The organism is Shewanella sp. CAL98-MNA-CIBAN-0140 (genome assembly GCF_040309905.1).
GTDB lineage: Bacteria > Pseudomonadota > Gammaproteobacteria > Enterobacterales > Shewanellaceae > Shewanella > Shewanella psychromarinicola.
The window spans coordinates 1-262 of the sequence record NZ_JBEOPI010000207.1 but is presented as its reverse complement, the minus strand read 5'-3'; the positions used below and the strand labels follow the sequence as shown (position 1 = coordinate 262).

Annotated in this window: 1 pseudogene; it reads right to left on the bottom strand. The window is 48.1% G+C overall.

Features of this window, described 5'->3' with window-relative positions:
* Positions 1 to 262, bottom strand: a pseudogene (locus AAEY93_RS20780) (1-deoxy-D-xylulose-5-phosphate reductoisomerase); the annotation flags it as partial.

Below are 262 nucleotides of genomic sequence, written 5' to 3'. Positions count from 1 at the left end.
GACCGATATCTTTTGGCCCATCGACCAGTTGGGGTGTTTGACCGCTTCAGCGACGCTGGCTTGCTGCATCTGGGCAAATGACTGCTGCAAAAATGGCCCGCCTGATGCGGTTAACCATAGCTTACGAACACCATGGTTTGGCTGATGAATTTGAGTGTTGTCTTGTTGAATAGCGAGCGGCAAACACTGAAAAATCGCATTATGCTCAGAATCGAGCGGTAGCAAGGTAGCATTGTGCATTTTAACGGCATTAATCATTACC